A 12487-nucleotide genomic window follows, 5' to 3' on the forward strand; every position below is an offset into this window, starting at 1 on the left:
GGCTGGTTTTTTTTAATACGACCCCCCCCCACCGGGGGAGCCCGGCCCGGGGGGGGGTGCCCACCCGGCCACGGCGGGGGGCGGGGGGCCCCCGCCCCGGCCCTTCTTCGGTGGGCCGACCGGGGTGGCCCACCTCAGTGGGTCATGCGCACCGCTGACCGCGGTTGATGCAGCTGGCGATCCGGTTCGCCAGGTTGTTCTTCGTGACGCTGATGAAGTCGTCGTGGTCGGTGGCCGGCTTGTGCAGCTGCTCCGGGAAGCCGTCGACCGCGTACGCGTTCTTCACCACGCCGTTCTGGATGGTGGGCGGCGTGATCTTGTAGACCAGGCGCATCGTCAGCTGCGGGATCGCCTTGAAGCCGTTGCCGCAGGCGCCGCTGGCAGGGTCGGCGAAGGCCACGTGCGTGCGGTGGTTGGCGCTGTCGATGTTCTGGCCGTCCCAGCAGCTCTGGAAGGCGAACGTGCGGACCACGTTGCTGCCCTGCGGGCAGATCGGGTACTGCGTCGTCAGCTGGACCTTGTTCTCGAAGCCGGTGCAGCTCCAGTGCGCGTTGGCGTTGGCCAGACCGTTGGTGGTGGTCTTGGCGTCACCGGTGATGATGCGCAGGAACTGCGGCATCGCGACGACCTTGGAGGCCGGGCTGCCGACGTACTTGATCTGCGCCTGGACCGGCGTCAGGATCTTGCCGACGTTGCCTTCCTTGCCACCGCCGTCCGCGTTCTGGTCGAAGTCCTGCGTGCCGTCCTGGACACGGACCACGGGCCAGTAGTACGACGACAGGTCGCTCTGGTTCTGGCAGCTGGTGCCGCCCTGCAGGAACGTGTTGTTGCTGGAGAACGCGTTGACCTTCTGGTTGCCGACGTAGTCGTGCAGGTGGTGCGCGCCGTTGGCCACGCCGGGCGCCACGATCACGTTGTCGGTGTTGTGGTTCTTGTTCGCGTTCACGCCGCAGCGGGTGGTGAAGGAACCGGTCGAGGCGTTGCCGCTGTTCTGCGGCTTCGCCTGGACGTTCGCGGCGACCTTCGTGATGTCCACGAAGTCGGCCGCGGCCGGGCCGTTGCCGGCCTGACCGCCGTTGCCCTGCTGCTGCCCGGCGTTGCCCTGCTGCTGGCCGCCGTTCTGCTGCTGCCCGCCGTTCTGCTGCTGGCCCCCATTCTGCTGCTGGCCGCCGCTGCTCTGCTGGCCGCCGTTCTGGGTGCCACCGGCGGTGGTCTGGTTGGCGGTCTGCGTCGTGCAGGCGGCGAGCTGGGACAGCGCGGTGTTGAACCTGCCGCCGACCCGCTGGATGTCGATCCTGATCCGGTCGATCGTCGCGGACCGCTTCTCCTTCAGGGGGCTGACGATCGCGTTCTGCACGAAGCTCGCGTCGTTCGCCTGCGCCTGACGCGTGGAAGCCAGCCGGGCGTAGGCCTCGGTGATCTGCTTGTCGAGGTTCGCCAGCTCCGCGGCCACGCCGTTGCGTGCCCTGTACGGCACGTTCGTCAGCTTCTGGCCGACGTCCGGGCAGGAGATCGTCGCCACCTGCGCGGCGGCGGCCTTCGTCTGGTTCTGTGCCGAATCGTTCGACTCGTGAGCCGAAGCGTAGAAGTTAGCCCAGATCAGCCCGCCCCCACCGAGCGCTAGGGCCGCCGATGCGGCAATGGCCTTGGTGGCCAGTGGCGTACGGCGTTTGCGTGTGTTGCGTCCCATGGAACTCCTCTGACTTCCTTGCGGGGCAGCATCGAGGCGCCCGACAGGAGTGAAGCTGCTTCCATCCATACGGACGTGGCCCCAGAGGTGTTCAGCCGACGCACGAATTCATCAGAGGTTTGGTGGTCGATCTGGCCCCAACGGCCGCTTGAGCAGCAGGAGTTACGTGAAAGTAGTGTGGAGGTCGCGGAAAGTCAGCGGTCCCGGTCCAGGTGGGCGAGCACCGCGAGGACGCGCCGATTGTCGTCGTCCGACACCTCCAGTCCCAGTTTGGTGAAGATGTTGGAGGTGTGTTTGGCGATCGCCCGTTCCGTGACGACGAGTTGCGCGGCGATCGCCGCGTTGGACCGGCCCTGCGCCATCAGCTCGAGGACCTCCCGCTCCCTGGGGGTGAGTCTGCCGAGCGGCTGCTCCTCGACGCCCCGCCGCGCCAGCAGCTGCTGGATCACCTGCGGATCCATGGCCGTACCGCCCGCGGCCACCCGCCGTACGGCGTCCACGAACTGGTCCGCGTCGAACACCCGGTCCTTCAGCAGGTATCCCACTGCGCCGCTGCCGTCGGCGAGCAGCTCGCGCGCGTACAGCTGCTCCACATGCTGCGACAGGACCAGCACCGGCAGGCCGGGCCGGTTCCGCCGGGCCTCGAGGGCGCACTGCAGGCCCTCGTCGGTGTGGGTGGGCGGCAGCCGTACGTCGACCACTGCGACGTCCGGCTCCAGCTCGGCCAGCGCGCGGGCGAGCTCGGGTCCGGACTCCACGGCGGCGGCGATCTCGAAGTCGTAGGCCTCCAGCAGCCGGACCAGTCCGTCGCGGAGCAGGAAGAGGTCCTCGGCTAGGACAACGCGCACGGAATCTCCATGGTCACCATGGTGGGGCCGCCCGCGGGGCTGCTGACGGCCAGGACGCCGTCGAATGTACCCAGTCGGCGTTCGACCCCGGAGAGCCCGGACCCCGCTCCGGCCACGGCGCCGCCCTTGCCGTTGTCCGTGACGGTGATCCGCAGCATGCCGTCGGTGTGGTGCAGGTCCAGCCAGATCCGGTCGGCACCGGAGTGTTTGACGGCGTTGGTGAGCACCTCGCTGACGGCGAAGTACGCCGCGGACTCCACCGGCGCGTCCGCCCGGCCGTGCAGTTCGACCGTCACCTCGGTGGACAGTGGCAGCCGCAGCGCCAACGCCCGTACGGCGTCGCCCAGTCCGCGTTCGGCGAGGACCGGCGGATGGATGCCCCGGACCAGGTCGCGCAGCTCGTCGAGGGCGTCCGCGGAGGACTGCCGGGCCTGCGCGAGGAGCTGCTTGGCCTTGGCCGGGTCCTTGTCCAGGAGCATCTCGACGGTGCCGAGGTCCATGCCCATGGCGACCAGCCGGGCCTGCGCCCCGTCGTGCAGGTCCCGCTCGATGCGGCGCAGTTCGGCCGCGGAGGTGTCGACGGCGTCGCGCCGGGTCTCGGTCAGCACCCGTACGCGTTCGGCGAGTTCACCCCGGTCGGCGCCGAGGACGGCCCGGGTGAGATTGAAATGTGCCTCCAGCAGGCGCGGGGTGAGGCGGTAGGAGGCGACCAGAAGGACCGCGGCGGTGGCGGCGGCGCCGAGCGCCGTCGGCTGGTCGGTGACCGGCACGAAGCCGTACCAGTAGGTCCGTCCGTCCGCGAGCACCCGCCACAGCCCGGCCGCCACCGCGAACCCCTCGAAGGGGTAGAGGAACAGCACCGCCGGGAGCAGGGCCGTGACGAAGCCGGCCGTCATGTCCACCGGCAGCCAGAGCATGTCCCGCCTGACCTGCCGGTCGCGCAGCGTCGCGAAGGTGCGCGTCCAGGGGTTGGCGCCCTCGGGAATCGGCCGGTAGGCCGACGGTATCCGGATCCCGCACCACTCGGCCGCGAGCCGCCGCCGCACGTCCGCGACGTCCCGCACCCCGCCCAGGATCCACGGTGTCGTGACGAGACCGACACCGATCGGTATGAGCGCGATCGAGACCAGGGTCAGCGTGAGGCACAGCACCGAGATCGGCAGCATCGCGACGGCCAGCACCAGCCCCCGCACGGCGGCCAGCGCCACGTCCCGGGTGCGGGCACGGGCGCCGCCGCTCTTCGCAATCGTGTTCATGCCGCCAGTCTCGCCGACCCGACGGCCCCGGTCACTGGCCCCGGGCCCCGGTCAGGGGGTGTTCCCAGGTACACCCCAGGCGGTCGCGAGCACCTTCGCCTCCAGCTCCGGATCGAGCCCGTGGGACGTGCGGTCCGGGCGCTGGGGCGCGGTACCGCCGATGTCCCGCAGCCACTTCCAGGTGTCGGCGACGGTCTCTTCGACCGGACGGCACTCCAGCCCCGTGGCCAGCGCCCGCGACACGTCCCCGGAATGCAGGGCGTCGTACATGTCGCTGCCCGGCGGCACCCACACCGGCAGCTGGGTCCACGGCTCGATGCCCGCCCCCAGGACGACGTCCGGCCCGGTCCACAGCAGTTCGGCGGACCCGCCCGTGACCCGTACGCAGGCGTCGAGGAGTCCGCCCATGGTCGCGTGCCCCTGCGGACCGACCAGGTTGTACGGTCCGTCCAGCTCCCGCTCCACCGCCCCGAGGATCCACTCCGCGAGGTCACGGACGTCGATGTACTGCAGGGGCAGGTCCCGCGGTCCGGGCGCCAGCACCGGGCCGCCGCGGGCCGTCCGGTTCAGCCACCAGGGCAGCCGGCCCACGTTCTCGTACGGTCCGAGGATCAGCCCGGCCCGTACCAGCAGCGAGCGGTCCGTCCCGAAGCCCTCGATGGCGGCCAGTTCACCGCCCCGCTTGTCCCGCGGGTACTCGGACCGGTCCGCGTCCGCCGACGCGTCCGCCACGACGGGCGCGTCCTCGGCGGAGCCGGCCGGCTGGGGCCAGGCGTACACCGAACGGCTCGACACGTACGCGTACCGCCCCGCGCGGTCCCGCAGCAGCCGCGCCGCCTCCCGCACGGCGCGGGGCGCCGCGGACCAGGTGTCGACGACGGCGTGCCACTCCTCGCTCCCGGCGAGGGCGGCCAGCCCGTCCGGGGCGGTGCGGTCACCGTGCAGCGACCGCGCGCCCGCGGGAGCCGGGTGCCGTCCCCGGTGGAGGACGGTCACCTCCCAGCCGCGCCCGAGCGCCGACTCGACGACGGCCCGCCCCACGAACTCAGTACCGCCCAGCACAAGAAGTCTCATGCCGAGGATCGTGCACCGCCGGGCCGTGGGGCGGAACCGGAATCTGCCGAGGGCAGAGGGTGCTCAGCGCCCGGTGGGCGGCGTGTACTTGTAGCCGACGCGCCGGACCGTCTGGATCGCCCTGCGGTGCTCGGCGCCCAGCTTGCGGCGCAGCCGGGCGATGTGGACGTCGACGGTGCGGCCGTCGCCCACGTGGCCGTAGCCCCACACGGTGGTGACCAGCTGGTCGCGGGTGTGCACCCGGTTCGGGTGCGCCACCAGGTGCGCGAGCAGCTCGAACTCCAGGTATGTGAGGTCGAGTTCACGTCCGTCGATCCGGGCGGTGCGCTGCGCGGTGTCGATGCGCACGAGCGGTTCGTCCGCGCCCGCCCCCGCGTCGGCGGCCGGGGCCTCGGTCTCCGGCAGGCCGGGTACCGCGACCGGCGGGAACGGCGGCTGCTGGTCCGCCGGGACGAGCACCAGGTAGCCGATCATCGGCGGCCGGCCGGGGAGGGTGGGCAGGGTGTGCTGCGGCGCGGGCAGCCAGGTGGCCCCGGGCGGCAGGAAGTCGGCCACGCTCTTCCCCGGGCTCTCGACTTCGTTCGAGCGGGGGAGGCCCCGATCCTCGTCCCGGTCGACGGCACGCAGGCGGTGCCGGGCGCCGTTCGCCGGTGCCGGGGCGGTGAGGGTGGCGGTGGAGAAGGAACGAGTGGTCGCCATGAGAGGTCAGCTCTTTCGCGCGAGGAGTTCGTCGGGGAGGACGGCGGCCGCGATTCGTGGTCGGGCGCGCCGGGGGACGTACTTCGTTCCGCGCTGGCCGAAGGCCGGGGTGTACGGCTTTAGAGGGCCGGCGCGTTCATCGCGCGGCAACACACCCGGTCGAAGTCGTGGTGCTGACGGGAAGGCCAGAAGGGCTCGAGGTCGTGGCGACCCGTCGCGGTGCACTTCTGGTAGCCGACCATGGGCCCATTGAAGCAGACGCGGGCCCGCGACAGGAGTTTCCTCTCACTGCTCGGACGCCCTCCCGATGCGAAGCCGTCGTTGCCCGCCTCACCCCACGAGGCGTTTGTGCCAGGTCAGGGGGAGTGGGCTCGATCGCCTTGTCCGGATTGCCGTCCCACACTGCGGACAGCCCGGCGCCGGCGAGGGGCGCCGGCCACCTCGTGGCCGACGGCCGTCGTGGTCCCGGCCGAACCCTCGGACCCGCCGTGGTACGGGCTCAGTCCGTGCCCGTCGGCGGTCTGCGCCGTGACCTGCCGGTGGAAGAAGACGAAGCCCTCCTCCGTGCCCAGCCGGTCAGCAGGTCCGCCACCCGGCTCACATCCGTGGGTCCGTGCCGAAGAAGCCGAAGAACCCGTCCTCGCCGGGACGGTGATCCGGCCGGTGCTCCCCGCCCTCCTCGTGCCAGACCGACGCGAAGGCACCCGGGATGTGCGGTATCCGCTGGATCACGAGGAACCGGTCCCCGGCACTGCCGGTCCGCTCCACCAGTTCCCGCAGGCCCGGCGCGGAAGTCCGCTCGTGCGTCTGCCGGTTCTCCGTCTCGATCTTCACGGCCAGGACCTCGTCGTCTCCATGCCCCCACCATGACGGTGCCCCACCGGAAACGCGAGGGGGCGCCCACCGTCACGGTGGGCGCCCCCTCGGCGTGGCTGCGGGGGATCAGACCTGGCCGGCCTTCTCCAGCGCGGAGCAGCAGGTGTCGACGAGCAGACGCGTCACGACGTACGGGTCGACGTTGGCGTTCGGACGGCGGTCCTCGATGTAGCCCTTGCCGTCCTTCTCGACCTGCCACGGGATGCGGACCGAGGCACCGCGGTCGGAGACGCCGTAGGAGTACTCGTTCCACGGGGCGGTCTCGTGCAGACCGGTCAGACGGTCGTCGATGCCGGCGCCGTAGTTCTTGACGTGGTCGAGCGGCTTGGAGCCCTCGCCGAGCGACTCGCAGGCGGTGATGATCGCGTCGTAGCCCTCGCGCATCGCCTTGGTGGAGAAGTTGGTGTGCGCGCCGGCGCCGTTCCAGTCGCCCTTGACCGGCTTGGGGTCGAGGGTGGCGGAGATGCCGAAGTCCTCGGCGGTGCGGTAGAGCAGCCAGCGGGCCACCCACAGCTGGTCGGAGACCTCCAGCGGGGACAGCGGGCCGACCTGGAACTCCCACTGGCCGGGCATGACCTCGGCGTTGATGCCGGACAGGCCCAGGCCCGCCTTCAGGCAGTTGTCCAGGTGGGCCTCGACGATCTCGCGGCCGAAGATCTCGTCGGCGCCGACACCGCAGTAGTAGCCGCCCTGGGGCGCCGGGAAGCCGCCCTCGGGGAAGCCCAGCGGGCGGGCGCCGTCGAAGAAGGTGTACTCCTGCTCGATGCCGAAGATCGGCTCCTGGGCGGCGAACCGCTCGGCGACCTCGGCCAGCGCGGCACGCGTGTTGGAGGAGTGCGGGGTGAAGTCGATGTCCAGGACCTCGCACAGGACGAGGATGTCGTCGCCGCCGCGGATCGGGTCCGGGCAGGTGAAGACCGGCTTGAGCACACGGTCCGAGGAGTGCCCCTCGGCCTGGTTGGTGGAGGACCCGTCAAAGCCCCAGATCGGCAGCGCGTCGAGACCGGCGGGGGCGCCCGCGATGATCTTCGTCTTCGAACGCAGCTTGGCCGTCGGCTCGGTGCCGTCGATCCAGATGTACTCAGCCTTGAAGGTCACGGGGCCACATCCTTCGGGGGTGGGTCAGGCGCACTTGCGGGTGCTGCGGCGCTGCGGCACTGGGGCGCCGCTGTTGATGCCCGGCAGCCTGTCAACAGGCGATTTCCCGGTCATTGCTCGAATGTGAACCCCGTGTTACCTGGCGGTTCTGTGGCACGTCTCACGTTGTGAGGACGCGAGGGCCGGGTTATGAGACGCCGTCCGCTCCGGCCACCGCCTCCCGCACCCCGCCGAGGAAGCCACGGAGCGCGGCCAGTTGGCGCTCGTCGTAGCCACGCAGCAGCTCAACCGACCGGTCGATCAGCGGGCCGAAGAAGGACAGTCCGAGCTCCACCGCCCGCTGGTCCACCTCGATGACGACCCTCCTCCGGTCCCGCTCCCCGCGCACTCGCCGCACATGACCCGCCCGCTCCAGCCGGTCGAGCAGCGCGGTGGTTCCCGCCGAGTTGAGCCCCAGCGCGCCACCGAGCCCGCCGGCCGTCATCTCCTCTCCCGCGCGCCGGGCGTCCATGAGGGCGATCAGGGCGCGCACGTCCGTCGCGTGCATGCCGTTGCGGTTCGCCCCCCGCGCGCTGTGCAGCCCGAGTTCGACCGTCACCGCACGCAGCAGATGGACGATCTCCATTTCGGGGCCTCGGCGGTCGGGCATACGGTTCCTCCGGCTATCATCTCGGCGAGCGAGTATCTTGCTGAGCGAGATAATAGGGGGCGGTTCCATGGGCTCGTACGACGCGGGCGCCTTCCGGGTTGCGTACGACAGGGTGATGGCGAAGTGGCCCGGGGAGCGGGAGGCGTTCACGGTTCCCACCGCATTCGGTGACACCCACGTCAACGCCTGCGGCCCGCGCGACGCGCCGCCGCTGCTGCTTCTGCCCGGGGGCGGCGGGGCGACCTCCGCCTCCTGGTACGCCCAGGCCGCGGACCTGGCCATCGCCCGCCGTGTCCTCGCCGTCGACCTGATCGGCTCTCCCGGCCGCAGCAGCCCGGCCGGCGACCGCCACCCCCGCACGGTCGCCGACCTGACGGCCTGGCTGGACGCGCTCCTCGACGGACTCGGCGTCGGGGAGACGGACCTCGGCGGGCACTCCTACGGCGCCTGGACCGCGGTCCACTACGCCCTTCGCGCTCCCGCCAGGGTGCGCCGCCTGTTCCTCCTGGACCCGACCCAGTGCTTCGCCGGGTACAAGGCGGCGTACCTGCTCCACGCCCTGCCGATGCTGCTGCGGCCCACGCCCCGGCGCGTCCGCGCGTTCCTGGAGTGGGAGACCGGGGGAACCCCCCTGGACCCCGACTGGCTCCGCCTCCAGGAGACGGCCGCCGGCTTCCCCTCCGTCAGGCCGGTGACCGGTCCACGCGTGGCGCCGCGGGAGTTGCGAGGCCTGAACGTGCCGGTCCTGCTGCTCCTGGCAGGGAACAGCAGGACACATGACACCTACGGTGTGGCTGCCGGGGCGGGTGCGGTGCTGCCGCGCGCGGAGGTCGACGTGGTCCCGGACGTCTCGCACCACGCGCTGCCGCAGAGCGCACCCGCCGGTCTGGGCCGGCGCCTCACCGGCTTCCTGGGTGCCTGAACGTCACCCCACCTTCTCGATGACCGCACGGCGGATCAGGAACTTGCCGGGCTCCCGGACCTGCTCGAAGGCCGCGTTGTTCAGCAGGACACAGCTGCCGGACACGGACGTGACCTTCACCGTTGTGGACTTGTTGTTGTCCAGGTTGGTGACCTTCAGCGTGGTCCCCGCCGGGAACTGGTTGCTGGAGGCCGCCGGGGCACCGCCCTCGCCGGAGAGCGTGACGGTGGAGCCCTTGCAGACCTGCTGACCGGAGCCCGCGGCGGCGCCATTGGCGTTGCCGGCGTTGCCCGCGTTCCCGTTGCCCGCGTTCCCGGCGGGTGCGGTCTGGCCCGCCTGCTGGCCGTTCTGCTGGCCGTTCTTCTGCCCGGACTGCTGGCCGCCCGCCGCCTGGGAGCCCTGAGCCGACTCCCCAACGACGCATCCGGCGGCCTTCTGCTGGACCTTGATCTGTTCGATCACGGCCTCGCGGTTGGCGATCCGGGCCGCCGACTGCGCGTCCGGGTTCGCCTTCTGGCCGTCGATGAACTTCTGGTTGTTGCCGAGGGCGGTGGCCAGCCCCTGGCACACGTTCGAGTCCGCCGCGGCCAGGGGCCGTGCCTTCTGCGGGCTCTGTGCCGCGTTCGACGTGGCCGCCAGGGCGAAGGCCCCGCTGCCCGCCACCGCCGCGGCGCTGACCAGCAGCGCGACCTTCTTCTTCGTGCTGAGAGTTCTCCTGCGCGACATGCGCGCCTCCTGAAGAGGTAGGGGAGCGTACGCCGCTATGTACGAGATACCGAACGGGGTTACTCAACGGTCACAGTATTCGCTTAAGTAACCTGCATCACATCGGAGTTGAGATGCGTTCAGCTTCGGTTGCGGGACAGGGCGTCCTGCACCGCCTCGTCCGTGCGTCCGACGACCGCCGTGCCGTCGTCGGCCGTGATGATCGGCCGCTGGATGAGCTTCGGGTGCTCGGCGAGTGCCTTGATCCACCGGTCGCGCGAGGCGTCGTCCCGGGGCCACTCCTTGAGCGCCAGCTCCTTGGCGGCCTCCTCCTGCGTGCGGGTGATGTCCCACGGCTCGAGCCCGAGGCGGTCGAGCACGTCCCTGATCTCGTCCTCGCTCGGCACGTCCTCCAGATAGCGGCGGACGGTGTACTCGGCCCCCTCGGCGTCGAGCAGGCTGATGGCGCTGCGGCACTTGGAGCAGGCCGGGTTGATCCAGATTTCCATGCGGCCCACGGTACGCGCACCCGTCGGACGGTCAAGTCGGTGTTCGATTTTCTCCTGTCTCGCGTCCGCCTCTCCCGCAAGCTGTGACGCAACCGAAATGACCACTCTCACCTGCGAGTTCTGGTCACCTTCGGACTCCCCGATTGTCAGTGGCGGCCGTTAGACTGGAAGCAGTGTTCGAGGATGTCGCCGGGATTTCCGGACGGCACCCTGACCGCGACAGGAGGATGCCTGTGCCCGCTGCCGCACTGAAGCCGAAGCCGTTGCCCACCCAGTCCACCGCGAAGCGTTCCGTCCTGCTCGACTCGCCCTACACACCGATGGAGAAGAGCCCGCTGCCGGCCGGCCGCCCGCGCGAGTGGTACGTCACGCACAACCGCCGGCTCAAGGCCATGCGCCTCGCCATAGCCCTGCTCGACTCGGGCGTCCACGTGCCCAACCAGGCCCGCAACGAGACGATCCGCAGCACGGCGGAGCGGATCGGCGTGCATCCGCCGTCGGACACGACGTGCCACATGGTGCGGGCGTTCATGCGGTACTCGCGGTGAGCCGGGCGCCGGGTGCCCCGTGCCGTTCGGGCGCCCGGCGCTGGTGCTGCCGTCCCTGCGTCCCGCTTCGGTCTGGACGGCCTCGTCGTCAAGCGCCGGGCGGGCCGCTTCCGTCCATCGGAGCCGACAACCCCCGTTCCAGCGGCGTCCGGAACCGCGGGGTCACCGTGGAGCCGCTCAGCAAGGTCCGCAGACGCTCCGCCGCCGCCGCGATCGCCGTCCCCCCTTCCCGGCCGACACCCTCGGCGTCCAGGATCCGCCAGACGATCTCACCGTCGGCCCGCTGGGCCCATCCGCCGACCACCCGGCCGTTCCACCACACCGTCGGCCCCACGTTCCCGCTGTGGTCGAACAGGTGCGGACGCAGCTCCGGCGCGAGATACCAGTCCCGTTGCTGCCAGCCCATCGCCGTGGGGTCGAGACCGGGGAGCAGCGCCGCCCAGGGTTCCACGGGTTCCGCCATGTGCTCCGCGTCGCCGTCCACGACATACCCCGTGCCGCCGTCGTCCAGGGACACCGTCTCCGCCCCGATCGCGGCCAGTGCCCGGCGGACCTCCGTCACCCGCCATCCCGTCCACCACTTGAGGTCGGCCTCCGTCGCCGGACCGCACGCCGCGAGCCAGCGGCGCAGCAGTGCGGACTGGGACCCGGCGACCTCCAGTTCCGGGTGTGCGGGGGCCACCGCCCAGCGGAACTGGCTGGAGGTCCAGGAGCCCAGCGGCCGGCCCCGGACGACCTTTCCCTCCACGCCCAGCACGCGCAGCAGCCGGGTGGAGACCGTGTGGACGCCCTCGTAGCTCTTGCCCGCCGCGTACACGAACTGCTCCCGCAGACGCGGCTCGTCGGCCGCCAGTTCCGCCGCTGTCGCCTGCCCGCGCCGCCCCAGCGCGGCCATCGTGGACTCCTCGACCTCCTTCAGCCAGGCCGCGTCCGGCGCGCCCGCCTTCGCCATGTCCTTGAGGAGGGAGGCCCGTTCGCGGCCGGCCACGGCCAGGCCCGTCGACGCGTGAACCACCGCCGTGAGGTCCGTGGGGAACACGAACACCGTGTGCCGCATGCCGTGCATGCGCACCAGCGTGCGGTCCTCGTACAGCGCCCGTTCCGTTCCCGGCAGGGTCCCGGCCGGGTCCGTCAGCCGCGCGCCCACCGCCAGGTACACCGTCGCCGGGTCCGTGCCGTGCAGCGCCACCAGCGAGGAGGCGACCTCCTCGGGGGCCGCCGCCCGTGCCGTACCCGCCAGCCGGTGGCGCAGGGCCAGCCGGGCCCGCCGCTCCGCCGTCCCGATGTGCCGCCGCTGACCGCCGCCCATACAGACCTCCGCCCGTCCCGTACGCCCGCTCCGCCCAGCACGTCCTGGACGTATCCTCGCCGACCCCACTGACAACCGGGACTGCGTCACCCGTTTCGCCGCCCGGACGTGCGGACGCCCCCGCGCCCGGCCTTCACTTCGATCAGACGAGGAGGTGCCGGGATCCGAGGGAGGCGTGCCGTATGACCACCCCCGCCGACCGAGCCCAGCGGGGCAAGGCCGTCCGCAAACGCGTCCCCCGCTCCTCGCACGCCCTCTGGGTCCCGCCGGTCGACCGCCCCGACCCCCTCGCCCTCCTGCAGAG

The 12487-nt window shown here is 71.5% G+C and carries 13 protein-coding genes; 2 read left to right on the forward strand and 11 right to left on the reverse strand.

What is annotated here, in order from left to right:
* Positions 1-142: 142 nt before the first annotated feature.
* From ACFW2E_RS27675 to ACFW2E_RS27710, 8 genes are all read right to left on the reverse strand, one after another.
* Positions 143-1690, reverse strand: coding sequence for a DUF1996 domain-containing protein (locus tag ACFW2E_RS27675; RefSeq protein ID WP_384469785.1), 1548 nt, complete (start codon positions 1688-1690; stop codon positions 143-145).
* 194 nt (positions 1691-1884) lie between these two features.
* Positions 1885-2538: a LuxR C-terminal-related transcriptional regulator gene (locus ACFW2E_RS27680; RefSeq protein WP_384469786.1), complete on the reverse strand. Its 654-nt coding sequence runs from the start codon at positions 2536-2538 to the stop codon at positions 1885-1887.
* Positions 2523-3794, reverse strand: a complete 1272-nt coding sequence (locus ACFW2E_RS27685) for a sensor histidine kinase (RefSeq protein ID WP_384469787.1) — start codon at positions 3792-3794, stop codon at positions 2523-2525. Before ACFW2E_RS27685 ends, ACFW2E_RS27680 begins: the two co-directional genes overlap by 16 nt.
* Before the next feature lie 51 nt (positions 3795-3845).
* A complete protein-coding gene (locus tag ACFW2E_RS27690; protein ID WP_384469788.1) occupies positions 3846-4868 on the reverse strand; it encodes an NAD-dependent epimerase/dehydratase family protein in 1023 nt (340 codons plus the stop codon).
* Positions 4869-4931: 63 nt separating this feature from the next.
* Complete coding sequence (locus ACFW2E_RS27695; protein WP_384469789.1) at positions 4932-5567, reverse strand: winged helix-turn-helix domain-containing protein; 636 nt, start codon at positions 5565-5567, stop codon at positions 4932-4934.
* Positions 5568-6164: 597 nt separating this feature from the next.
* A complete protein-coding gene (locus ACFW2E_RS27700; RefSeq protein WP_384469790.1) occupies positions 6165-6401 on the reverse strand; it encodes a hypothetical protein in 237 nt (78 codons plus the stop codon).
* A 108-nt stretch (positions 6402-6509) separates the two neighbouring features.
* Positions 6510-7541 carry a glutamine synthetase gene (gene glnII, locus ACFW2E_RS27705; RefSeq protein WP_384469791.1) on the reverse strand — a complete coding sequence of 344 codons (1032 nt, stop codon included), beginning with the start codon at positions 7539-7541 and terminating at the stop codon, positions 6510-6512.
* Between the two features lie 187 nt (positions 7542-7728).
* Positions 7729-8190 carry a MarR family transcriptional regulator gene (locus ACFW2E_RS27710; protein ID WP_384469792.1) on the reverse strand — a complete coding sequence of 154 codons (462 nt, stop codon included), beginning with the start codon at positions 8188-8190 and terminating at the stop codon, positions 7729-7731.
* 67 nt (positions 8191-8257) lie between these two features.
* On the opposite strand from ACFW2E_RS27710, the gene ACFW2E_RS27715 reads away from it, so the two are divergent.
* Positions 8258-9112 carry an alpha/beta fold hydrolase gene (locus ACFW2E_RS27715; protein ID WP_384469793.1) on the forward strand — a complete coding sequence of 285 codons (855 nt, stop codon included), beginning with the start codon at positions 8258-8260 and terminating at the stop codon, positions 9110-9112.
* A 3-nt stretch (positions 9113-9115) separates the two neighbouring features.
* On the opposite strand, the gene ACFW2E_RS27720 is transcribed toward ACFW2E_RS27715, so the two are convergent.
* Both ACFW2E_RS27720 and ACFW2E_RS27725 read right to left on the reverse strand, forming a co-directional pair.
* A complete protein-coding gene (locus ACFW2E_RS27720; protein WP_384469794.1) occupies positions 9116-9838 on the reverse strand; it encodes a hypothetical protein in 723 nt (240 codons plus the stop codon).
* A 119-nt stretch (positions 9839-9957) separates the two neighbouring features.
* Positions 9958-10326: an arsenate reductase family protein gene (locus ACFW2E_RS27725; protein ID WP_384469795.1), complete on the reverse strand. Its 369-nt coding sequence runs from the start codon at positions 10324-10326 to the stop codon at positions 9958-9960.
* 233 nt (positions 10327-10559) lie between these two features.
* Here ACFW2E_RS27725 and ACFW2E_RS27730 point away from each other — a divergent pair, with 233 nt between their 5' ends.
* Positions 10560-10874, forward strand: coding sequence for a hypothetical protein (locus ACFW2E_RS27730; RefSeq protein WP_384469796.1), 315 nt, complete (start codon positions 10560-10562; stop codon positions 10872-10874).
* An 88-nt stretch (positions 10875-10962) separates the two neighbouring features.
* Here ACFW2E_RS27730 and ACFW2E_RS27735 read toward each other — a convergent pair whose 3' ends face one another.
* Positions 10963-12183 carry a winged helix DNA-binding domain-containing protein gene (locus tag ACFW2E_RS27735; RefSeq protein ID WP_384469797.1) on the reverse strand — a complete coding sequence of 407 codons (1221 nt, stop codon included), beginning with the start codon at positions 12181-12183 and terminating at the stop codon, positions 10963-10965.
* Positions 12184-12487 lie beyond the last annotated feature (304 nt).

It is taken from the genome of Streptomyces sp. NPDC058964 (genome assembly GCF_042741275.1).
In the GTDB taxonomy this organism is placed as follows: domain Bacteria; phylum Actinomycetota; class Actinomycetes; order Streptomycetales; family Streptomycetaceae; genus Streptomyces.

Bases quoted from the DNA above. Each gene is read 5' to 3' on its own strand.
- ACFW2E_RS27675 (WP_384469785.1), bottom strand. From the start codon at position 1,690: ATGGGACGCAACACACGCAAACGCCGTACGCCACTGGCCACCAAGGCC.
- ACFW2E_RS27685 (WP_384469787.1), bottom strand. From the start codon at position 3,794: ATGAACACGATTGCGAAGAGCGGCGGCGCCCGTGCCCGCACCCGGGAC.
- ACFW2E_RS27690 (WP_384469788.1), bottom strand. From the start codon at position 4,868: ATGAGACTTCTTGTGCTGGGCGGTACTGAGTTCGTGGGGCGGGCCGTC.
- ACFW2E_RS27695 (WP_384469789.1), bottom strand. From the start codon at position 5,567: ATGGCGACCACTCGTTCCTTCTCCACCGCCACCCTCACCGCCCCGGCA.
- ACFW2E_RS27710 (WP_384469792.1), bottom strand. From the start codon at position 8,190: ATGCCCGACCGCCGAGGCCCCGAAATGGAGATCGTCCATCTGCTGCGT.
- ACFW2E_RS27715 (WP_384469793.1), top strand. From the start codon at position 8,258: ATGGGCTCGTACGACGCGGGCGCCTTCCGGGTTGCGTACGACAGGGTG.
- ACFW2E_RS27720 (WP_384469794.1), bottom strand. From the start codon at position 9,838: ATGTCGCGCAGGAGAACTCTCAGCACGAAGAAGAAGGTCGCGCTGCTG.
- ACFW2E_RS27725 (WP_384469795.1), bottom strand. From the start codon at position 10,326: ATGGAAATCTGGATCAACCCGGCCTGCTCCAAGTGCCGCAGCGCCATC.
- ACFW2E_RS27735 (WP_384469797.1), bottom strand. From the start codon at position 12,183: ATGGGCGGCGGTCAGCGGCGGCACATCGGGACGGCGGAGCGGCGGGCC.